At 65.8% G+C, this 19,860-nt stretch carries 17 protein-coding genes; 4 read left to right on the top strand and 13 right to left on the bottom strand.

Annotated features, from left to right (window positions below; translation table 11 throughout):
- Positions 1 to 7: 7 nt before the first annotated feature.
- The 4 genes from FAZ97_RS23620 to FAZ97_RS23605 all read right to left on the bottom strand — a co-directional run bounded on the left by FAZ97_RS23620 (position 8) and on the right by FAZ97_RS23605 (position 5,769).
- Positions 8 to 1,972: an SMP-30/gluconolactonase/LRE family protein gene (locus FAZ97_RS23620; protein WP_158760801.1), complete on the bottom strand. Its 1,965-nt coding sequence runs from the start codon at positions 1,970 to 1,972 to the stop codon at positions 8 to 10.
- Positions 1,973 to 2,205: 233 nt separating this feature from the next.
- Positions 2,206 to 2,412: a YbdD/YjiX family protein gene (locus tag FAZ97_RS23615; protein WP_158760800.1), complete on the bottom strand. Its 207-nt coding sequence runs from the start codon at positions 2,410 to 2,412 to the stop codon at positions 2,206 to 2,208.
- Positions 2,413 to 2,442: 30 nt separating this feature from the next.
- Positions 2,443 to 4,530 (bottom strand): carbon starvation CstA family protein, encoded by a 2,088-nt coding sequence (locus tag FAZ97_RS23610; RefSeq protein ID WP_158760799.1) that lies wholly within the window; start codon positions 4,528 to 4,530, stop codon positions 2,443 to 2,445.
- A gap of 252 nt (positions 4,531 to 4,782) precedes the next feature.
- Positions 4,783 to 5,769, bottom strand: a complete 987-nt coding sequence (locus tag FAZ97_RS23605; RefSeq protein ID WP_233271754.1) for a glycerophosphodiester phosphodiesterase family protein — start codon at positions 5,767 to 5,769, stop codon at positions 4,783 to 4,785.
- Between the two features lie 152 nt (positions 5,770 to 5,921).
- On the opposite strand from FAZ97_RS23605, the gene FAZ97_RS23600 reads away from it, so the two are divergent.
- Together FAZ97_RS23600 and FAZ97_RS23595 are read left to right on the top strand one after the other, a co-directional pair.
- Positions 5,922 to 7,403 (top strand): cache domain-containing protein, encoded by a 1,482-nt coding sequence (locus tag FAZ97_RS23600; protein WP_158760798.1) that lies wholly within the window; start codon positions 5,922 to 5,924, stop codon positions 7,401 to 7,403.
- On the top strand, positions 7,400 to 8,071 hold the full coding sequence (locus tag FAZ97_RS23595) for a response regulator (protein ID WP_158760797.1): 672 nt from the start codon (positions 7,400 to 7,402) through the stop codon (positions 8,069 to 8,071). Before FAZ97_RS23600 ends, FAZ97_RS23595 begins: the two co-directional genes overlap by 4 nt.
- 21 nt (positions 8,072 to 8,092) lie before the next feature.
- Here FAZ97_RS23595 and FAZ97_RS23590 read toward each other — a convergent pair whose 3' ends face one another.
- The gene (locus FAZ97_RS23590; RefSeq protein WP_158760796.1) at positions 8,093 to 8,536 is read right to left on the bottom strand and encodes a hypothetical protein; all 444 of its coding nucleotides are present in this window, start codon (positions 8,534 to 8,536) and stop codon (positions 8,093 to 8,095) included.
- A gap of 325 nt (positions 8,537 to 8,861) precedes the next feature.
- The gene (locus tag FAZ97_RS23585; protein WP_158760795.1) at positions 8,862 to 9,470 is read right to left on the bottom strand and encodes an MlaC/ttg2D family ABC transporter substrate-binding protein; all 609 of its coding nucleotides are present in this window, start codon (positions 9,468 to 9,470) and stop codon (positions 8,862 to 8,864) included.
- Positions 9,471 to 9,707: 237 nt separating this feature from the next.
- On the opposite strand from FAZ97_RS23585, the gene hpnN reads away from it, so the two are divergent.
- Positions 9,708 to 12,335, top strand: a complete 2,628-nt coding sequence (gene hpnN, locus FAZ97_RS23580) for a hopanoid transporter HpnN (RefSeq protein WP_158760794.1) — start codon at positions 9,708 to 9,710, stop codon at positions 12,333 to 12,335.
- A complete protein-coding gene (locus tag FAZ97_RS23575) occupies positions 12,332 to 13,381 on the top strand; it encodes an MlaA family lipoprotein (protein ID WP_158760793.1) in 1,050 nt (349 codons plus the stop codon). The genes hpnN and FAZ97_RS23575 overlap by 4 nt, the downstream gene beginning before the upstream one ends.
- A 39-nt stretch (positions 13,382 to 13,420) precedes the next feature.
- Here the strand turns inward: FAZ97_RS23575 and FAZ97_RS23570 are convergent, their stop codons facing one another.
- The 7 genes from FAZ97_RS23570 to hpnD all read right to left on the bottom strand — a co-directional run bounded on the left by FAZ97_RS23570 (position 13,421) and on the right by hpnD (position 19,702).
- Entirely contained in the window at positions 13,421 to 13,807 is a 387-nt protein-coding gene (locus tag FAZ97_RS23570) for a type II toxin-antitoxin system VapC family toxin (protein WP_158760792.1), read from the bottom strand.
- A complete protein-coding gene (locus tag FAZ97_RS23565; RefSeq protein ID WP_158760791.1) occupies positions 13,804 to 14,052 on the bottom strand; it encodes a type II toxin-antitoxin system Phd/YefM family antitoxin in 249 nt (82 codons plus the stop codon). Before FAZ97_RS23565 ends, FAZ97_RS23570 begins: the two co-directional genes overlap by 4 nt.
- 135 nt (positions 14,053 to 14,187) lie before the next feature.
- A complete protein-coding gene (locus FAZ97_RS23560) occupies positions 14,188 to 14,673 on the bottom strand; it encodes an acyl-CoA thioesterase (RefSeq protein ID WP_158760790.1) in 486 nt (161 codons plus the stop codon).
- Positions 14,674 to 14,791: 118 nt separating this feature from the next.
- Positions 14,792 to 15,457, bottom strand: a complete 666-nt coding sequence (locus tag FAZ97_RS23555) for a phosphorylase (RefSeq protein ID WP_158761059.1) — start codon at positions 15,455 to 15,457, stop codon at positions 14,792 to 14,794.
- Between the two features lie 53 nt (positions 15,458 to 15,510).
- Positions 15,511 to 17,586, bottom strand: a complete 2,076-nt coding sequence (shc, locus tag FAZ97_RS23550; protein WP_158760789.1) for a squalene--hopene cyclase — start codon at positions 17,584 to 17,586, stop codon at positions 15,511 to 15,513.
- Positions 17,583 to 18,851, bottom strand: coding sequence for a hydroxysqualene dehydroxylase HpnE (gene hpnE, locus FAZ97_RS23545; RefSeq protein WP_158760788.1), 1,269 nt, complete (start codon positions 18,849 to 18,851; stop codon positions 17,583 to 17,585). Before hpnE ends, shc begins: the two co-directional genes overlap by 4 nt.
- Positions 18,851 to 19,702, bottom strand: a complete 852-nt coding sequence (hpnD, locus tag FAZ97_RS23540; protein ID WP_158760787.1) for a presqualene diphosphate synthase HpnD — start codon at positions 19,700 to 19,702, stop codon at positions 18,851 to 18,853. Before hpnD ends, hpnE begins: the two co-directional genes overlap by 1 nt.
- Positions 19,703 to 19,860 lie beyond the last annotated feature (158 nt).

The raw sequence follows: 19,860 nt of genomic DNA, 5'->3' as shown, positions 1-19,860 counted from the left end.
CATCGGACTAGAAAGGCGATACCGCTGCCGCCGCGGCTGCCGCGCTCGCCGCCACCGGCGTCCATCGATACACCACGGCGCTCGCGGCGTTGTAGTTATCCTTCGTCACGACGTACTGGCCAGTCGAGCGCAAATACGCACGCAGGCCATACATCGAATCCACATCGTTACCCACGTACACTGCATTCGGATTGCTGTTGATGAGGGTCGTGTCGATTGCGCCGGTGGTGAGGTTGAAGGCGTCGATGTTGGGCACGGTGTGCATGTAACCCACGAACAGATAGTTACCGGCGGCTGCGATCGACTTGGGATTCGCGCTCGTGAGCGTAATCACCGGATTCGGCGCGCCCGTATTGCCCGCCAGCCAGCCGTGATACACCTCCACGCGCGTACCGACCGCAGTCCAGTCGGTGATGCTGGCGTCTTCTCCCGTGAGGATCATCGTGTCGCTTTCGGGCAGATAGACGATGCGCGTGAGCCGCGAGATCGTGGCGGGAACCGGCGTGGCGAGCGCGGCGCCCCAGAGCGGCTTGCCGGTCGAGTCGAAGCCGGTCAGTGGGTAGTGCGAAATGACGTTGGTCTTGTCGAGGCCCACCCAGAGGTCGCCCTTGCTGTCGAGACAAAAGCCGTTTCGCACCGGCGCCGCTGTATTGAACGCCGTCCCCGGCAGCGTGTAATCGGGAATGGCGATATAGCCGCTCGCCGCATTGAAGTGGAAGAAATAGAACGTATCGGGGTTCTGACCGGCGGCCACGAGAATGCGCTGCCCGCCCACGTTCGCCACTTGCGCGAAATGCTCGCCGCGCGCGGTGTCCGCGAGATTGATGCGCGGATCGGAGGGATACGTGAACGGATCGATGGTGTTGGCGACGAAAGTGCCGCCAGCCGTGCCCGAATAGAGGTTCATGCCGCCGTAGAACGTCGCGCCGTCGGTGCCCGGATCCGGCGCCGCGTTGCCTTCGAAGTTGAGCGACTGGAGCTTCCAGCGCAGCGTGCCGGTGCCGTCATAAGCCTGCAGATCGGTGCCGCCGTTGCGGCCGAGGTCCCACGAGCCGCCCCACGGATTGTTCAGCACATACAGCATGCCCGCGGAATCCTTGCCGATACCGACCACGCGCGTAAAGCGCTTGTCGCCCACCTGCCCCTTGGTGCCCGTCGTCGTGTCGAGGTAGCCGCCCTGGATGCCGAACGTGCCCGTTTGAGCAGGCGTGCCGGCTATGCTGAAGTTCTTGATGTTCATGTCGGGACCCGAGTCGCCGATCATCAACTGTGAAGTCTGCGAATCGAAGTACAGCGACGACGGCCGCGCCGTGGACGCCAGCTGGATCGTGTTCAGGAGTTGGCCAGCAGCGCTGAATTCGAGCACGGCGCCCGCGCTTTTTTGCGCGACCCAGAGATTGCCGCTTGCATCGAGCGTCAGCGCGCCCGGGCCGGTCACGCTGATGTCGCGTTGCCAGACGCCATCGGTGGTGTACACGCGCACGCGGTTGCCGGGGAAATCGCTTGCATAGAGCAGTGAGCCGGAGGTCGCGAGTCCGGTGATGACATCGGCGAGCTTTTCGGTCGTATCGGCGCTCACGGCGATCAGCAGGTCGCGCGCACCGCTCGCGCGGTTGTATCGCCCGACGTTGCCGCTGCCATACGTCGTGTTGTATTGCATCGCGACGAACAGCGAGGTTGCGTTGCCCGTGATCGCGCCGCCCTGGAAGTCGCCGTGCCCGCCGATCGAGCCGAGGCTCTGGCCGTTCTGGTAGATCGCCACGCCGCCTTCGTTTTCATCCCACATCGACGACGTATAGATCACGCCTTCGGGCGCGACCCACATCGAGCGGGCCACGTTGCCCACGTGCGTTGCGTTGGCGCCGTAAGTGTTCGCAATCCAGTCGGTGGTGTATTGCGCTTCGCAAGCGGGCGTGACCGTTGCGGTGAGAGCGGCCGCAAGCATGGCTGCGCCGATTCGATGAAAGATCATGAAAGATTCTTTGATTCGCACACCTTACGGTGCAGGTGTTGAAGGTGCACTATCGCCGCCACGCCGACATGCGTCTAATGGGTGAAGCGCTTCGTAAAAGTTAACGGCAGCCGCCTCGCGAGAATTGAGCGCTTTTTGATTGCGCCCCGAAGCGGGCAGATTACAGGCGTAAAAAAAGGCGCGACGGCCTTCGCCGTCGCGCCTTGCTTTGAAAGTATCCGCTCAGTCGGGCATTAGCAGCACTTCCCCGCGCCCGAACCGTACCGCGCGTTTTGCCGCTCGCGAAAGAACTCTTCGTACGACATCACGGGGCGGTCGGGATGCGTCGCGCGTATATGCGCGACGTATCCCTCATAGTCAGGCAACCCGACCATCAAACGCATGGCCTGGCCGAGATAGCGCCCGGCCGTTTGTACGTTGTCGCGAAGTCCCGAGAACATGATGTGCTCCGTTCAGTTGCGTAACGTCGATCAATGCACGCGGTTCGCCGCGACGGCCGCGCCGCCAGCCGGCAACGCCTGGTACGGCGTTTCCTGCACGGTCGGGCGGTCGATGCGGCGTGCGCGTGCAATCGCGAGCAGGCCATACACGACAATGCTCACCACCACGAAGATGAACAGGCCCGAAAGCGCGGCGTCCACGTAGTCGTTGAAGACCATGCGCTGCATCTGCTCGAGCGACTTCGCGGGCGCGACGACCTTGCCTTCCGCGATCGCCGCCGAAAGCTTCTGCGCGTGCGCGACGAAGCTCACCTTCGGGTTGCTGTCGAAAATCTTCTGCCAGCCGGCCGTGAGCGTGCAGATGAGCAGCCACAGCGTCGGCACGGCGGTCACCCATGCGAACTTTTCGCGCTTCATCTTGAAGAGCACGACGGTGCCGAGCATCAGCGCGATACCGGCAAGCATCTGGTTCGAGATGCCGAAGAGCGGCCACAGCGTGTTGATGCCGCCGAGCGGATCGACCACGCCTTGATACAGGAAGTAGCCCCATGCGGCCACGCACAAGCCCGTGGCGATCAGGTTGGCCGGCAGCGACTCCGTGCGCTTGAGCGACGGGTGGAACGTGCCGAGCAGGTCTTGCAGCATGAAGCGGCCCGCGCGCGTGCCCGCGTCGACGGCGGTCAGGATGAAGAGCGCTTCGAAGAGGATGGCGAAGTGATACCAGAACGCCATCATCGCTTCGCCGCCGATCACCTGGTGCAGGATCTGCGCCATGCCCACGGCCAGCGTGGGCGCGCCGCCCGCACGCGCGACGATGGTCGTCTCGCCTACGGCCTGCGCGGTGTGCGTGAGCATCTCCGGCGTGAGCATGAAGCCCCACTGGCCGACCGTGTGCGCCACGGCGTCCGGCGTCGTGCCGAGCACGGCGAGCGGCGCGTTCATCGCGAAGTACACGCCCGGCTCGATCACAGAGGCGGCGACGAGCGCCATGATGGCGACGAACGATTCCATCAGCATCGCGCCGTAACCGATGAAGCGCGCGTTGGTTTCGTTATCGAGCAGCTTGGGCGTCGTGCCCGACGAGATCAGCGCGTGGAAGCCCGACACCGAGCCGCACGCGATCGTGATGAAGAGGAACGGGAACAGGTTGCCAGACCAGACCGGGCCCGTGCCGTCGATGAACTTCGTGAAGGCCGGCATCTTCAGTTCCGGCGCGACGATCAGAATGCCGATCGCGAGCGCGAGGATCGTGCCGATCTTGAGGAACGTCGAGAGATAGTCGCGCGGCGCGAGCAGCAGCCACACCGGCAACACCGAAGCGACGAAGCCGTAGCCGATCAGGATCCACGTGAGCTGCGTGCCCGTGAACGTGAACATGGCGGCGAGCGTGGGCGAATCATGCACGTGCTGACCGAAGGCGATGGAAGCCATCAGCAGGACGAAACCGATGATCGAGATCTCGCCGATCTTGCCCGGGCGCATGTAGCGCACGTAGAGGCCCATGAAGATCGCGATGGGAATCGTCGCGGCTACGGTAAACGTGCCCCACGGCGAGTTCGTGAGCGCCTTCACCACGATCAGCGCGAGCACCGCGAGAATGATGATCATGATGAGGAAGGTGCCGAAGAGGGCGATCACGCCGGGCACGGGGCCCAGCTCCATCTTCACGAGGTCGCCCAGGGACCGGCCGTCGCGGCGCGTGGAGAGGAACAGCACCACGAAGTCCTGCACGGCGCCCGCGAACACCACGCCCGCGAGAATCCACAGCATGCCGGGCATGTAGCCCATCTGCGCGGCAAGCACCGGGCCCACGAGCGGGCCGGCGCCTGCGATCGCCGCGAAGTGATGGCCGAACAGCACGTACTTGTTGGTGGGCACGAAGTCGAGCCCGTCGTTGTGGCGCACGGCCGGCGTCATGCGCAGACCGTCCAGCTGCAGGACGGTGCTCGCGATGAAGCGGCTATAGAAACGATACGCGATCAGATAGACGCACACGGCGCAGATCACGATCCACAGTGCGCTGATTCGCTCGCCGTGCGCGAGCGCGATGGTGCCGAACGCAAACGCGCCAAGCAGCGCGACCAGCGTCCAGACGACAAAACTGGATGTCCGACTCATGCGGTGTCTCCTGTGTCGACCAGTGTTAGCGCTTGAGCGCTCACGCTGGTCTCATGCAAAGCATTTATGGTTTTACTTTGTGCCCGGTATCGGGTCCGGGTCCTGGCGCGCCTTCCGATGAGGGCGCATGCATGACGCATTGCGCCTTGCTGTGGGCGCTAGTATTCGCTTTCAGACCGTCAGCCACAACCGGACAACTACGTAAGCGCGCTACGTAGAACTACGTAGGGGAAACAACGATTCGTTGCGCGCTCAACGACAGTCATACCCGCTGCGCAACGTGTCGCGCACGGGCACGATCTTGCGCGGCGAGTCGGAGAGCACGGCGTCCACGCCCGCGCACGCCGCCGCCTTGTAGTCGGCCTCCTGATCGACGGCGATCGCCACGATATGCACGCCCGGGTTCGTGCGGAAGCATTGCACTGCCTGCGGCGACCAGAGTTGCGCGTCGTCCACGGGCGAGCGCGCCACCCCCAGCGTGAACCGCTCCGTGAGATCGAGGTGGCGCCGCCACTCGAATGCGGTCCAGGAGCCGGTGGCCGGCGGCGCGATGCAGGCGCGTGCAAGCGCGACGGCGGCGAGACGATCGCGCGTCGCGTCGCGCGACTCGAACATCCGCGCTTGCGGCCACGCGGAGAAGGCCTGCTGGTAAGACGCCTCGGTCGAGTACAGCAGCACGCGGTCCCACGCGTGCGCTTCGTCCAGCACGCGCGCAACGGCCGCCGCCTGCGGCGCGGCAGGCAACGCCTTCATGTCTAGCACCACGGGCACGTCGCGTGGAATCGCCGCCAGCGCTTGTGCAAGCGTAGGAATGCCAACGGGCGACGCGCGATAAGGCCAGGTTGCGCGGCCATCGGCGTCCTGCGTTTTGAACTGCCAGCCCGCATTGACGCGGGCGAGTTCGTCCGCCGTTTTCGAGGCCACGGCGCCGCGCGCGTTAGTGAGCGATGCGAGGTCGGCAGGGCGGTAGAGGACCGGCACGCCGTCGCGGCTGAGTTGCACGGTGAGCCAGATGGCGTCGGCTCGGTTCGCGAGCGCTTCGCGTATCGCAGTCAAGGTGTTCTCGGGCGCGTCGCCGGCGCCGCCGCGATGCGCGATCACGAGCGGCACAGCATGCGGCGTCTGCGCGTTCTGAGACGTTACGCCGCCCGCTGGCTCACTCGCGCACGCGCTCAAAAAGAGCGCCGACGAAAGCACGGCGCAGACAAACCGGATATCGAGCGGCATCGGCTGGATCATGAAGGGTTCCCGGGAAGCGGCAGAAGAATCGCTATCATCGCCGCTCAACAATCTCAATAATTTGAAGACGCGCGCTTTTGAACACCGCGTGGATTGCCGGCCCCGCCGCGCGCGCCCGGTTATGCTTGCAGACTCTGCTTCCGAACACCGTCATGCCCACCCCATTATTCTTCGCCGACCGCCGCCTGAAGACGAAAATCTTCCTGCTTGCGGTCGTGCCGTTTCTCGCCGCCATTGCCGGCATCGGGATCGGCGTGCGCCAGCAGGCCACGCAGCTCGCGCAAACGCAGCACGCGACCATGCAAAGCGCCTACCTGTCGAGCAAGGAGATCGAGCTGCGCCACTACGTGGAGTTGGCCACGAGCGCCATCGCGCCGCTCTACGCGCCCGAGCAGAACGCCAGCGCCGCACTGCCCGCGCCCGCCGACGAAGCCGACCGCCAGCTGGCCGCACTAGCCGTGCTGCAAAAGATGGACTTCGGGCCCGACGGCTATTTCTTCGTCTACGACATGCACGGCCGCTCGCTCATGCATCCGCGCGAGCCTGCGCTCGTCGGCCAGGATCTCTGGAACCTGCGCGACCCGCAAGGCGCGCTGACGATCCAGCAGCTGATTGCCGCCGCCCAGCGCGGGGGCGGCTACGTGCGCTACATGTGGCACCGGCCATCCACGGGCAAGCTCGCGCCGAAGCTCGGCTATGTGGTGCCGTTGCCACGCTGGGGCTGGATGATCGGCACCGGCATCTATCTCGACGACGTCGATTCGACGCTCGCGCACATCGACGAGCGCGCCTCCGCGAATATCGAACACACCATTCAATGGCTCGGCGTGATCGCCATTGCTGGCGTGCTCGTGATCGCGCTCGGCGCGCTCGTGCTCAACGTGAGCGAGCACCGCAGCACCGACGCCAAGCTCAAGCGCCTCGCGCAGCAGGTGGTCGAGTCGCAGGAGCAGGAACGCGCGCGGCTCTCGCGCGAACTGCACGATGGCATTAGCCAGATGCTCGTTTCGGTGAAGCTGCTCCTCGAGTCGGCGCTCGCGCGTTTCGAGCGCGGCGAAACGCGCGTGCCCGCCGCCGAAGCGTCGCTCGCCACCGGCCTCTCGCGGCTTTCGGACACGCTGCGCGAAGTGCGCAGCATCTCGCACGCGCTGCGCCCCTCGATGCTCGACGACCTGGGCCTCGCCGCCGCACTGGAGCAACTCACACGCGAACTGGCCGAACAAACGGGCATGGAGATCGCCTTCACGCAATCCGCGCCGAAGCCTGCGAGCAGGAAGGCGCAAGCGAGTGCGCTACCCGACGCCGTGAATACGGTGCTCTTTCGCATTGCGCAGGAAGCGCTTACCAACATCGTGCGGCATGCGCAGGCGGCGCGCGCCGCACTGACGCTCGAAGTCGCGGCGAACGGCGTGACGCTCGGCATTGCCGACAATGGCCGCGGCTTCGACGTGGCACACGCGCTGGCCGACCCGCGCGCGGGTCTGGGCCTGCGCAACATGCGCGAGCGGCTGGAGTCGCTGGGCGGCCGCCTCGACATCACCTCGCAGCCAGGCCACACGCTCGTCACCGCATGGGTGCCGATTGCGTCGAATGCCGCGGTCAAAGCCGCCGCCGAATCAGGAACGCCGACATGACGACGACGAATGCAAACGTGAACGAATCGACCAGCCCCGGCGCGAGGCCCGCGCGCCTCATCCTCGTGGACGACCATCCTCTCGTACGCGACGGCCTGCGCGCACGGCTCGAAGCCGTGCCGGGTTTCGAGGTGGCAGGCGAGGCCGGCAACGCCGACGAGGCGATTGCGCTCGCGGCGTCGCTCGAACCCGACCTCGTGCTCATGGACGTGGGCATGGCCGGCGTCAACGGCATCGCGCTTGCAGGCATCTTCCACGAGCGCTTTCCTGCCATCCGCGTGCTCATGCTTTCGATGCACGACAACGTCGAATACGTGACCGAGGCGGTGCGCGCGGGCGCAAGCGGCTATGTGCTCAAGGATTCGCCGGCCACCGAGATCATCCGCGCGATCGAGGCGGTGCTGGCCGGACGCACGTATTTCAGCGCGGGGTTGAGTGCACGCATGATCCAGGCGTCGGCGCGCAGCACACCGGTGGAGCGGCTCACGCCGCGCGAGCGGGACATTCTCGATGCACTCGCGCAAGGGCTATCGAGCAAGCAGATCGCGCAGCGCGAGGGGCTCTCGGTGCGCACGGTGGAAACGCACCGGCTCAATCTCAAGCGCAAGCTGGAGATCGAAGGCCAGGCGGAGTTGATCAAGTTCGCGGTGGAGCACCGCAGGAAGTGAAGCCTTGGGGCGCTACGGAGGTCACTTCCCGACCACGATGGCCTGGACACCGTCTACGTTAATCCAATACGCCACGTAGGCTTCGTCGTCGAGCACATAGCGATAAATCTGAAACGTCAGAAGGGTCGCAGGCTTGCTGACCGGATCGCCCAGTTTCGACGTGACAGTCTTGGCGCTATCGCCCAGCTTCACGCCCTTCACTTCCCCTGCGAACGGCGCGTCGAGCCGGATCGCCTGGACTTTGTTCGAAGCGTCGAAGAGGGCTGATATTCCCTTCGTGCGAAGATGCAGCACCGTCTTGTCCTGGTTCGGGTTATGCATGTTGGCCGGCAGCAGCAGGGGTTGCGCAAGCGGCTCCGGTACGTCGCTCGTGTGCAACGCGGCCTTCACCTCAGCAAGGTCATCGCCGATCCTGAATCCGATGCCGGGCAGCGCCACCTGCTGCGCGAACGCGCACGCGCTCATTGACATCATCACTGCAAAAACAAGTTTCTCCACCAAGTTCCTATACTTCATACCTCGTACCCGTTCCTTATGGTTGATTATTCGGGGAGGTAATGTGGCAGAGACGGAGTGCGCTCGCAACGCAAGCGTGCACAGAGATTGACGCCAACATCAAGGCTGACAGCGCACGATTTCGAGCGCTTTGCGGGACTATTCGATTGGGCCTTCAGCCACATGCCCGCGAGAAAGGATGCTGAAAAACTTTTGGTCTGCGGCAAGACCGGGAGACATCAATGAGCGCGGGTGCCGGTCACACCCGTGCCCAAGATGTATGCACAATTAACAATCAGCTGCGCGCGTTGTGGTCGACGAGGAACTTGATGAGGCCGTCGATGCCGCCCTTGGCGATCTGGTCGGCGAATTGCGTCTGATAGACCTGGATCAGCCACGCGCCCATCATGTTGATGTCGTAAATCTTCCAGCCGCTCGGTGTTTGCGTGAGGCGGTAGTCGATGGCGTCGTCGCCGCCGTTGCTGATGACGTGCGATTGCACCACGGTGTCCTTCGCGGCGGCACCCGTGTTCGAGGGCGCGAACTTGAAGTTCACCTGAGTATCGCGAAGTTGCGAGAGCGACGACGCGTACGTCTTCACGAGCAGGAGTTGAAATTGCTCATACAGCTTCTGCTGCTGTTCGGGCGTGGCCGTCGCCCAGGGCTTGCCAACGGCAATACGCGTGGTGCGTTTGAAGTCGGTGGCGGGCACGAAATGGGTCTCGACCACCTGGGTGATCTGGTTCATATCGCCGCCGCGCGCCTTCGGGTCGGCCTGCATCGCCTTCACGGTGCCTTCCACGGCGGCTTTGACGGTGGCGTCCGGCGAGGTCTGCGCGATCGCGGCGCCCGAAGCGCCCGTGAAACAGGCGGCGACGAAAAATGCGGTCAGGTAACGTTTCATACGCTCTTCTGGAACAGTGAAATTCAGGCGCCGGTACAGTGCGGTTCAGTGCGTGCGCTTTGCGTGCATTCACGCAATCGTCGCGCCGCCGGCTGAGCCAGTATAACGGCTTTGGCGCACACGCTGCCGAGGCGCCGCCCGACGCTCTGAGTGCATGAGCCGCGCCGGGACGGGCGGGGCCGGTATACTTGTGCGTTTCGCGTCAAAGAACCTAATTGACAGGGCCCCCTCGCCTGTATGCTGAAGCCATTCATCATTAGCCTCGTCGCCTGGTCGGTACGCCGCGCGGCGTGGGTGATCACACTTGCGATCGTGCTCGCCGTGCTCAGCGGCGTGTACGTCGCAAGGAACTTCAAGATCAACACCGACGTCAGCGGTCTCGTCGAGAACACGGCCCAGTGGGCCGCGTTGAGCGAAGCCAAGGACAAGGCGTTCCCGCAGCGCGCGAGCTCGCTGCTCGTGGTGGTCGAAGCCGACGCGCCCGAACTCGCCGACGCCGCCGCCGACAAGCTCGCGCAGGCGCTCAAAGCCGACTCGCGCGAATTCAGCGCCGTCTCGCAGCCCGCGGGCGGCGCGTTCTTCCAGCACAACGGCCTGCTCTTTCCGTCCACCGCCACCGTGCTCTCGACCACGGGCCAGCTCGTGCAGGCGCGCCCGCTCGTGAACCAGCTCGCGAAGGACCCAAGCCTCGCGGGTCTGGCCGGTACGCTCACGACCACGCTGCAGTTGCCGCTCACGATCGGTCAGATCAAGTTGCCGCAAATGGCGACCCTGCTCGGCAGCGCCGCCAACGTCGTCGACGACGTGCTGGCCGGCAAGCCCGCTGCGTTCTCGTGGCGCGCGCTCGTCGACAAGGACTCGGCCACGAAGCCCGCGTTTGCGTTCATCACCGTCCAGCCGGTGCTCAACTTCGCCGCGCTCAAGGCGGGCGCGAATGCCGTGGAAGCGATCCGCGAGACCGCCGCCTCGCTTCATCTCGACACCGAATTCGGCGCGCGCGTGCGCCTCACGGGCGAACAGCCGCTCGCCGACGACGAGTTCGCCTCGGTGCAGGACGGCGCCGCGCTCAACGGCGTGATCACGATCATCGTCGTGCTCGCCATCCTGTGGCTCGCGCTGCGCTCGGGCAAGCTGATCGTCGCCACGCTCATCACGCTCGTGGTCGGCCTCGTCATCACGGCCGCGCTTGGCCTCATGATGATCGGCTCGTTCAACATGCTCTCGGTCGCGTTTATGGTGCTGTTCGTCGGGCTAGGCGTCGATTTCGGCGTGCAGTTCGGCGTGAAGTACCGCGAGGAGCGCTTTCAGGACGAGCGGCTCGACGCCGCGCTCCTCAAGACCGCGCGCACCATCGGCGTGCCGCTCACGCTCGCGGCGATCGCCGTGGCCGAAAGTTTCTTTTCCTTCCTGCCAACCGCGTACAAGGGCCTCTCGGAACTCGGGCAGATCGCGGGCGTGGGCATGTTCGTGGCGTACATCTGCAACATGACGGTGCTGCCGGCGCTCATCCTCGTGTTCAACCCCAAGGGCGAGCGCGCCTCGCCTGGCTTCGCGTTCCTCGCGCCGGTGGACAAATGGCTCGCCGAGCATCGCAAGCCGGTGCTGCTCACCACGCTCGTCATCATCGTGGGCGCGACGCCGTTGCTGCTGCATCTGCGCTTCGACTTCAATCCGCTGCATTTGAAGGATCCGCATACCGAGTCGATGGCGACGCTGCTCGCGCTCAAGGACTCGCCCGTCATTTCGATCAACGACGTGAGCGTGCTCGCGCCGTCGCTCGAAGAAGCCGACAAGATCGCAGCGCGCCTCTCGAAACTGCCGGAAGTGGCGCGTGCAACGACGCTCAGCTCGCTCATTCCCGACGATCAGCAGCAAAAGCTCATGCTGATCTCGAGCGCCGCCCAGCAGCTCCTGCCGGCGCTCACGCAGCAGCCGTCCTCGCCCGTGACCGACGAAGTGCGCGTGCAGACGCTCAAACGCGCGGCCAACCAGCTCGCGCTCGCCGCGAGCGACCATCCGGGGCCGGGCGCCGCCGAGGCGAAGCATTTGTCCGACTCGCTCAACAAGCTCGCGAGCGCGAGCCCGGCCACGCGCGACCGTGCTGAAACCGCTTTCAGCCTCACGCTCAAGCTCGCCTTCGCGCAGCTCGCGCGCCTGTTGCAGCCCTCGGAAATCACGCGTGAAAACCTGCCGCCCGAGATGGTGCGCGACTGGGTGGCGCCGACTGGCCAGGCGATCGTGGACGTGGCGCCGCGCGTGCCGCCGGGTGTCGATCCGAACGACGATGTGATGCTCGCGCGCTTCGCACACGCCGTGAAGGCGGCCGAGCCGAACGCGATCGGCGGCCCGATCTCGATCCTGCACTCGGCGAACGTGATCATCCTCGCGTTCTTCCAGGCAGCGGGGTGGTCGGTACTGCTCATCACGGCGCTGCTCTGGATCACGCTGCGCAATTTCGGCGACGTGCTGCGCACGCTCATTCCTCTGCTGGTATCGGCGCTCGTTACGCTCGAACTGTGCGTCGTATTTGGAATTCAGCTAAATTTCGCGAACATCATCGCGCTTCCCCTGATGCTCGGCGTCGGCGTCGCGTTCAAAATCTATTTCGTGATGGCGTGGCGCGCGGGGCAAACCGGCCTCCTGCATTCGAGCCTCACGCACGCGGTGCTCTTTTCCGCCGCAACCACGGCCACGGCGTTCGGGAGCCTGTGGCTGTCGCATCATCCGGGCACCTCGAGCATGGGCAAGCTGCTCGCGCTGTCCTTGTTCTGTACGCTGATCGGCGCCGTGGTGTTCCAGCCGGTGCTGATGGGCAAGCCGCGCACAAAACGCGCGAGATCGGAAATTCAGGGGATCGACCAATGAAGAAGAAACAAGCCGCGCTCACCATGGCGGCGGCGGGCCTGGCGCTCCTCGTGACGTCGGGTTGCGCCACGGGCCCCGACCGCAAGCCGGGCGATCCGTTCGAGCCCGCGAATCGCGCGATTTTCACGTTCAACGACAAACTCGACACCTACATTGCGCAGCCGGTCGCCAAGGGCTATCAGAAGGTGACGCCGCAGCCGCTGCGCCAGGCGATCACGAACTTCTTTTCGAACATCGGCGACGTCGACAACTTCGCAAACAACGTGTTGCAGCTGAAGATCACCGACGCCGTCGAAGATCTCATGCGCATCGCGATGAACACGACCTTCGGTCTGGGCGGCCTGATCGATTTCGCGACGGCAGCGGGGCTGCCCAAGCATCACCAGGACTTCGGCCTCACGATGGGCCACTACGGCATGCCGGCCGGCCCGTATCTCGTGCTGCCGCTGTTCGGGCCGAGCTCGGTGCGCGACGGTATCGGCATGGCCGTGGACGTGAAGTTCAACGTCATCAACTACTTCGAGCCGGCGGTGCGCAATCCGATGTATCTCGCGCAGTTCATCAGCGCGCGCGCGGACCTGCTCGGCGCGACCGACCTGCTCAAGCAGGCGGCGCTCGACCCGTATTCGTTCGTGCGCGACGCATACCGCCAGCAGCGCGAATCGCTGATTCGCGGCGGGCGTGCTGGCAACAATGCGCCGTTGCCCAATTACGGCGAGCCGGGCGAGGAAGGCGGCGAGGGCAAGCCGAATGAGAACGGTGCGCCCAATTACGAGGATCCGGGCGAGTCGGGTGGCACCACGGCCGCGCCTGGCGCGTCGAACAATGGTCTGCCGAATTACGACGATCCGGGCGAGGGAAGCGCGGCGACGACAGGTGCCGCCGCGGCGGGCGCCGGTCCTGGTGCGGCTGCGGCGGCGGGTACGGCTGGCGTGGCGGCGGCCGCTTCCGCTCCGGCTACGGCATCGGCGCCTGTTGCGGCTTCGGCTGCTGTGGCGGCTTCGGGTGTGACGGCTGCGCCTGCGAAACCGGCTTCGGCGCCCTAAAGGGTGTAGTCCGGGGTTGCCGTCCAGCGCGATCGGACGCTAGACCAGAACGACGGTATCGCTGTATCGCGCGACTTGACGGTCGTGCGATATCAGCCGCAGGGGTTCGGTCAAAGCTTGCGCCACGAGCAGCCGGTCAAACGGGTCCCGGTGGTGTAACGGCAGCGATTCGGCCGCCACCGCATGTTCGGCCTCGATTGCGAGAATGCGATATCCCGCTTGCCGGAAGTACTGCAGCGCCGCTTCTCCGGACAGAGGCATATCCCCGCGCTGCAGGGAATACTTGATACCAATTTCCCAGATGCTTGCGGTGCTTACGTAAATCGTATTGGTCGGTGCCAGAATCAGTTCACGCGCGGCCGCCGGCAGCTTTGGGCTATCCGCGATAGCCCAAAGCGCGATGTGCGTATCGAGCAGAATGTTCAAGCGCCGTCTCCGTTGAACAGCCTTGCGACCTCTTCGTTGTGCGCATCGATATCGTCGGGCACCTCGAATGCGCCCTTGGCGACCCCGATGCGCCGCTCGATCGGCGCTTCTGATGCAAGCGGCACGAGCCGTGCGACCGGCCGGCCGCCGCGGGCAATGATGATTTCCTTTTCTCGTCCAAGTTCGACATCCTCGACGAGTCGCGAGAGCGACGACTTGGCTTCCAGCATGTTCACGTAGGTCATGGCGCCTCCAGATAAACTATCTTAGTCTAGTCTGGCTAAGCACGCACTTCAAGCATACCTAAAGTCGCTGCAATGCAAAAAACCCGGCAACCTTTCCAGGCTGCCGGGTTTTTTCTTTCACGTCGTGCGTACCGCTCAGTGCACCGAAGCGTCTTCGTTCTCGGCCAGGCGCTCAGCCTCGTTTGCCGCTGCCAGCGCCGTGGCGTCCGCCGACGTCTGCACGGTCTGGCGATAGCGCTCGTAGGCTTCGTCGGCGTAGCGGATGCGTTCGCGGCCGTGCGGGGCCGGCACGCCGTCCGCGCCGAGGTTCACGAACACCATCTTTTCGATCGTCAGAATGCTCTTGCGCGTGATCTTGTTGCGCACTTCGGCGCGCAGCGTGATCGACGTGCGGCCGAAATCCGTGGCCGTGATGCCGAGCTCGATGATGTCGCCCTGACGCGCCGAGCTCACGAAGTTGATCTCAGACATGAACTTGGTCACCACGCGCTGGTTGTCGAGCTGACAGATCGCGTAGATGGCCGCTTCTTCGTCGATCCAGCGCAGCAGGCTGCCGCCGAACAACGTGCCGTTCGGATTCAGGTCTTCAGGCTTGACCCACTTGCGAGTATGAAAATTCATGGCTGGTAACTCCCCGAAATGTGATTCGTCCCCAGCTCGCAGAGGCGTGACTAGGGTTAACACCGAGATGTTACCAGAGATAGGGGTTTACCCTAGGTATTTCAATAACCCGCCAAGATCATTTCGGGAAAAAAGCGCCGCTGGCCGTCAGGACCTGCCGCGCGGCGCTCAGCGACTGCCGTGCCGCTTTCGCATCCGCCGCCACGCGCAGCAGGCCGCCTAGCTGCGCCGGGTCGCGCGCCAGCTCGCGCAGGACTGGGAGCACCGCGGTCGTTCCGTCGTCGCGCAAGCCAGCCATTGCCGCCTTCGGCAGGCTGCGCCACGCCGGGTCGACGATCGCGCGGCACACCGCGAACGGCACGCCGTGCGCGGCTGCCGCTGCCGCGGCCAGATGCGATTCCATGTCGACGGCGAGCGCCCCGCACGCGCCGAACAGTGCCGCCTTGTCCGCCGCGCCGGTGAGGGGCGCGGCAACGGCTGCCTCCACGCCGCGCCGGGTCTTCGCAGCAAGCGGCGAGGCCATCAGCGCGTTGGCCATGCGTGCGCTCCAGGCGGGATCGGTCGCGACGCGCCCGAACGGGCCGTCGATCGCTTGCGCGATCACGAGGGTGCCCGGCTCGAGATCGGGCGCAAGACCGCCCGCCGTGCCGAAGCTGACGATCCCCGCCGCGCCGTCCTTGAGCGCCGCCGCGAGCGCGCTTTGCAGCAGATCCGCGCGCGCGGCATAGACGGCGCGCACGCCGTCCTGGCCTTTGCCCGCGGCAATGCTCGCCTCGAAGGCCATGCCCGTCACCGCGATCACAGGCAAGGCGCGCGACTTGACACCCGCCGCCGCGCTCACAGTCCGACCGTGACGCGCGTCACGCCTGCGCGCTTGAGGTTGCGATAGCGCGCGAGCGCCCACAGCGGGAAGAATTTGCGATAGCCGTGGTAGCGCAGGTAGAACACGCGCGGGAAACCCGTGGCCGTGAAGCGCGTTTCGTCCCAGAGGCCATGTTCCTGCTGCGTCTTTTGCAGATAGTCGATACCGCGCGCGACCGCGGGATGATCGACCGCCCCCGCGGCCATCAGGCCGAGCAGCGCCCACGCCGTTTGCGAAGCGGTGCTCGTGGCGCGCTCGTAGCCACGGTATTCGAGCTTGTAGCTCGTGCCGTCTTCGCCCCAGCCACCGTCGTCGTTCTGGATCTGCACGAGCCATTGCACCGCGCGCTGCATGCGCGGGTCGTCGTGCGCGAGGCCGGCCGCGTTGAGCGCACACAGCGCCGTCCACGTGCCGTAGATGTAGTTCATGCCCCAGCGGCCGTACCAGCTGCCGTCGGCCTCCTGTTCGTCGAGCAGGTAGTTGTACGCACGCAGCGCGTGCTCGCTCGCGGCCGGCAGTTCGCCGAGTTGCGCGAGCATCGAGAGGCAGCGGCCCGAGACGTCGGCCGTCGGCGGATCGAGCAATGCGCCGTGGTCCGAGAACGGGATGTTGTTCAGGTAGTACTGTGTGTTTTCCGGCTCGAACGCGCCCCAGCCGCCGTTGCTGCTCTGCATGCCGACCACCCATTCGCGCGCGCGGGCGATGGGCGCGTCGTAGGTCTTCGTATTGTCGAGCTTGTCCACGCGGTCCATCGCGGCCACGACCACGGCCGTGTCGTCGACGTCGGGGTAGTGCGGGTTCGCATACTGGAACGCCCAGCCGCCCGGACGCACCGCCTCGCGACGCGAAATCCAGTCGCCGCGCACATCGAGAATCTGCAGCGGACGCAGCCATTCGAGGCCCCGGCGCGCGGCTTCCTCGGCCCGCGCATCGCCCGTTTCCAGCAACGCGTGCGCCGCGAGCGACGTATCCCACACCGGCGACAGACAGGGCTGGACGTACGCTTCCTCTGTGTGGACCGTCACCAGCTTTTCGAGCGACTGGCGCGCGATGGCGCGATGCGGATGATCGGCGGGATAGCCGAGCACGTCGTACATCATTACGGCGTTGGCCATGGCCGGGAAGATCGCGCCCAGACCGTCCTCGCCGTTCAGGCGTTCGTCCACGAACGCCACCGCGGCGTCGATCGCGCGCTGGCGCAGGTAAGTCGGAAAGAGCGGATCGGTCACGCGCAGCACGCCGTCCACGGCGCGGAAGAAGCCGAACCAACCCTTGCTCTGATGCGGGGAGCGAGCGTTCAGGCCCACGCTCACCGGCGCACCGCGGAACAGCTCGTCGATGCGCACGCCGCGCGGGTTGCGCGCGACCGGGCGTTTCGCGCCCAGCACGAGCAGCGGCACGATCACCGTGCGCGCCCAGTACGAGACCTTCGAAAGATGGAACGGGAACCACTGCGGGAGCAACGTGATCTCGACAGGCATCATCGGGACTGCGTACCACGTCACCACGCCAAACAGCGCGAGCAGGATGCGCGTGAACACGTTGACCTGCTCCGCGCCGCCCGCCGCGAGAATCGCCTCGCGCGCGCGCACCATGTGCTCGGCGTCTTCGGCGTCGCCGATCATCTTGAGTGCGAAGTAAGCCTTCACGCTCGCGCTCACGTCCATCGCGCCGTCGGTGAAGAGCGGCCAGCCGCCTTCCGGCAACTGGATACGGCGCAGGTAGCGCGCGATCTTCTGTTCGAGCTCGAGGTTCGCTTCTTCGCCGAGGTAATGCACGAGCAGCACGTATTCGGCCGGAATCGTGGCATCGGCTTCGAGTTCGTAGACCCAATGGCCATCGGCGCGCTGGTCGGCGAGGATCGTGTCGGTCGCGCGCGCGACGGCGGCGTCGAGCGATGCGAGCGGGACTAGCGGTGCGGCGACCGGTGCAGCCGTCTCACCGGCAAACGCGGGAGCGGGCATCGCCACGGCCGGCGCGTCGGCAACGTCAGCGCCCGTGAGGCGGCTGGCGAGGTCTTCGGTCGGCGTGGCTTGGGATAAATCGTTCATCTACGTTCCAAATTTTCGGTCAGGAGCAGCTCGGCGGCCTTGCGGCCCGAGCGGATCGCTCCTTCGATCGTCGCGGGCAGACCGGTAGCCGTCCAGTCGCCTGCAAGCATCAGATTGTTCCAGCGCGTACGCGTCGCGGGGCGGCGCCACTCCTCGTCGGGCACCGCGGCGAAGGTCGCGCGCGCATCGGCGCACACGCGCCAGGCGGGCAGCGGCTCGAGCGGCAGCGAAGCCGCCTCGGCCACGTCGGCCCACACGCGGCGCGCGACATCCTCGGGATCGAGGTCGAGCACGCCGTGCGCGTCGTGGATCGTCGCCGAGAGCCGCCCTTCGGCCGTGCACAGCCAGTGGGCCGTGCCGTTGACGAGCGCCATCGGCGTGACAAGGCCCGGTGGCGCCGGCACGGCGTAGTGCACCGTGACGATCGCATTGTGGCGCTGCGGCGCCTGGAGCGCCGGCACGAGCGCGGCGGCGGCCGCACCGGGCACGGCCAGCACCACGGCTTCGTCGGGAGCCAGCGTTATACGCCCGTCTGGAAAATCGAGTGCGGCGACACGGCCCGCCGCGTCGTCGTACACGATCTCCCTGAGCGGCGAGTCAAGGCGAATCGCCGCGCCGCCGTGCTGAAGCATGCGCAAGGCCGGGTCGATGAACGCGCTGGAAAGGCCGCCGCGCGCCGCCAGCGGCCGGAACGACTCGCCGCCCGCCGCGAGCGACTCGCGCAGCATCGCGCCCGCCAGCTCCGCGCTGCCCACGCGCGGCTCGACATTGAGCGCCGTGAGAAAAAACGGATGCAGCAGCCGGTCCCACAGCACGCCTTCGCAGCGCATGGTCTGCGCCATCGTGCGGCCAGGCTTCGCGAACAGCAGCGGCAGCAGCCCCAGGTAGTCAGCGGCGCGCGTACCCGGCACGCGCGAGCGCGCGTCTCCAATCCAGAACGGCATGCGCGAGCGCGAGAAGCGTACCGTCCAGCGAGAGCGCGCCGCGATATCCATGAACGCGAAGCCCGGTTCGGTGGGGCCGGAAAGCGCGTCACCAGCACCGATCGTGCGCACGTATTCGAGCGTGCGCGCATGCCCCGCCAGCACCAGATGATTGCCCGTGTCGAGCGTCGCCGAAAGCGTGTGGTCGTAGTACGAGCGGCAGCGTCCACCTGCCTGGCTGGCGGCCTCGTAGAGCGCCACCTGCACGCCGCGCCGCTGAAGCCGCACGGCCGTCGCGAGGCCCGCAAGCCCAGCGCCGATGACGTGGACTAGCCGCGGCATCAGAACAGCGCGTAACGCGCCACGATCCACATCAGCCGTGCGCGCGGCTTGCTGACTTTCGTGCGCGGCAGGTCGAAACCGCGATCCACGGTGCGCTCGAGCAGCACGCGGTAGACGCCCGACATGATGCGCGGCGCTTTCACCTGCGCACGGGGCGCGGCGTCCATGATCGCGTCGGCTTGCGCGAAGTGCGCGCGGGCGCGTTGCACGAGCGTCTCGCACACGCGCGGCAGCGACGGGTCGGCGGCGATCGTGTGCGGATTGCCCGCCGCGATGCCTTCGCGCGCGAGCAGCTCGCGCGGCAGGTAGCAGCGGTTGATGTCCGCGTCTTCGTCGATGTCGCGCAGGATGTTGGTGAGCTGCAGCGCGCGCCCCAGATGGTGCGACAGCAAGCGGCCCGGGTCCTCCTGCATCCCGAAAATTCTCACCGACAGGCGGCCCGCGGCGCTGGCCACCCGGTCGCAGTACAGGTCGAGCGTGTCGTCGTCGGGCGCGCAGATGTCTTCGGCGGCGTCCATGGCCATGCCGTCGATCATCGCGTGGAAGTCTTCGCGCTGGAGCCCGAACGTATGGATGTGACGCGTGAGCGCCGCGAGCGAGGCGCGCGGCGTGCCGGCGTAGCACGCATCGATGTCGGCGCGCCATTGGTCGAGCCCCGCCGCACGCTCGGCGCGCGGCAGGTCGCTGTCCGCGATGTCGTCGACAGCGCGGCAAAAGGCGTAGACCTGATACATGGCGTCGCGCTGCGCAGGAGGCAGGATCCGCATTGCCAGATAAAACGAGCTGCCCGACGAAGCGGCGGCGGCGTCGGTTTGTTGTGTATCGTCCACGACGAGATTGGAAACAGCCAAGACGATCTCCGCTGGGGGCGCCCTCGACGGGCGTTCGACTCTATTCGGGCCCGCATTGCCGCGGGTCGCCCGCGCGCGCGGACACGCGCGAGGCACCCGACCCTAAAATTGCCCGCCAAGGGGCGCGCAAGGCCGGAAACGGGCCAAAGTATATCAAC

The organism is Paraburkholderia acidiphila (assembly GCF_009789655.1).
In the GTDB taxonomy this organism is placed as follows: domain Bacteria; phylum Pseudomonadota; class Gammaproteobacteria; order Burkholderiales; family Burkholderiaceae; genus Paraburkholderia; species Paraburkholderia acidiphila.
The sequence above is the reverse complement of the archived record's forward strand: the minus strand, read 5'-3'. Positions and strand labels throughout refer to the sequence as shown.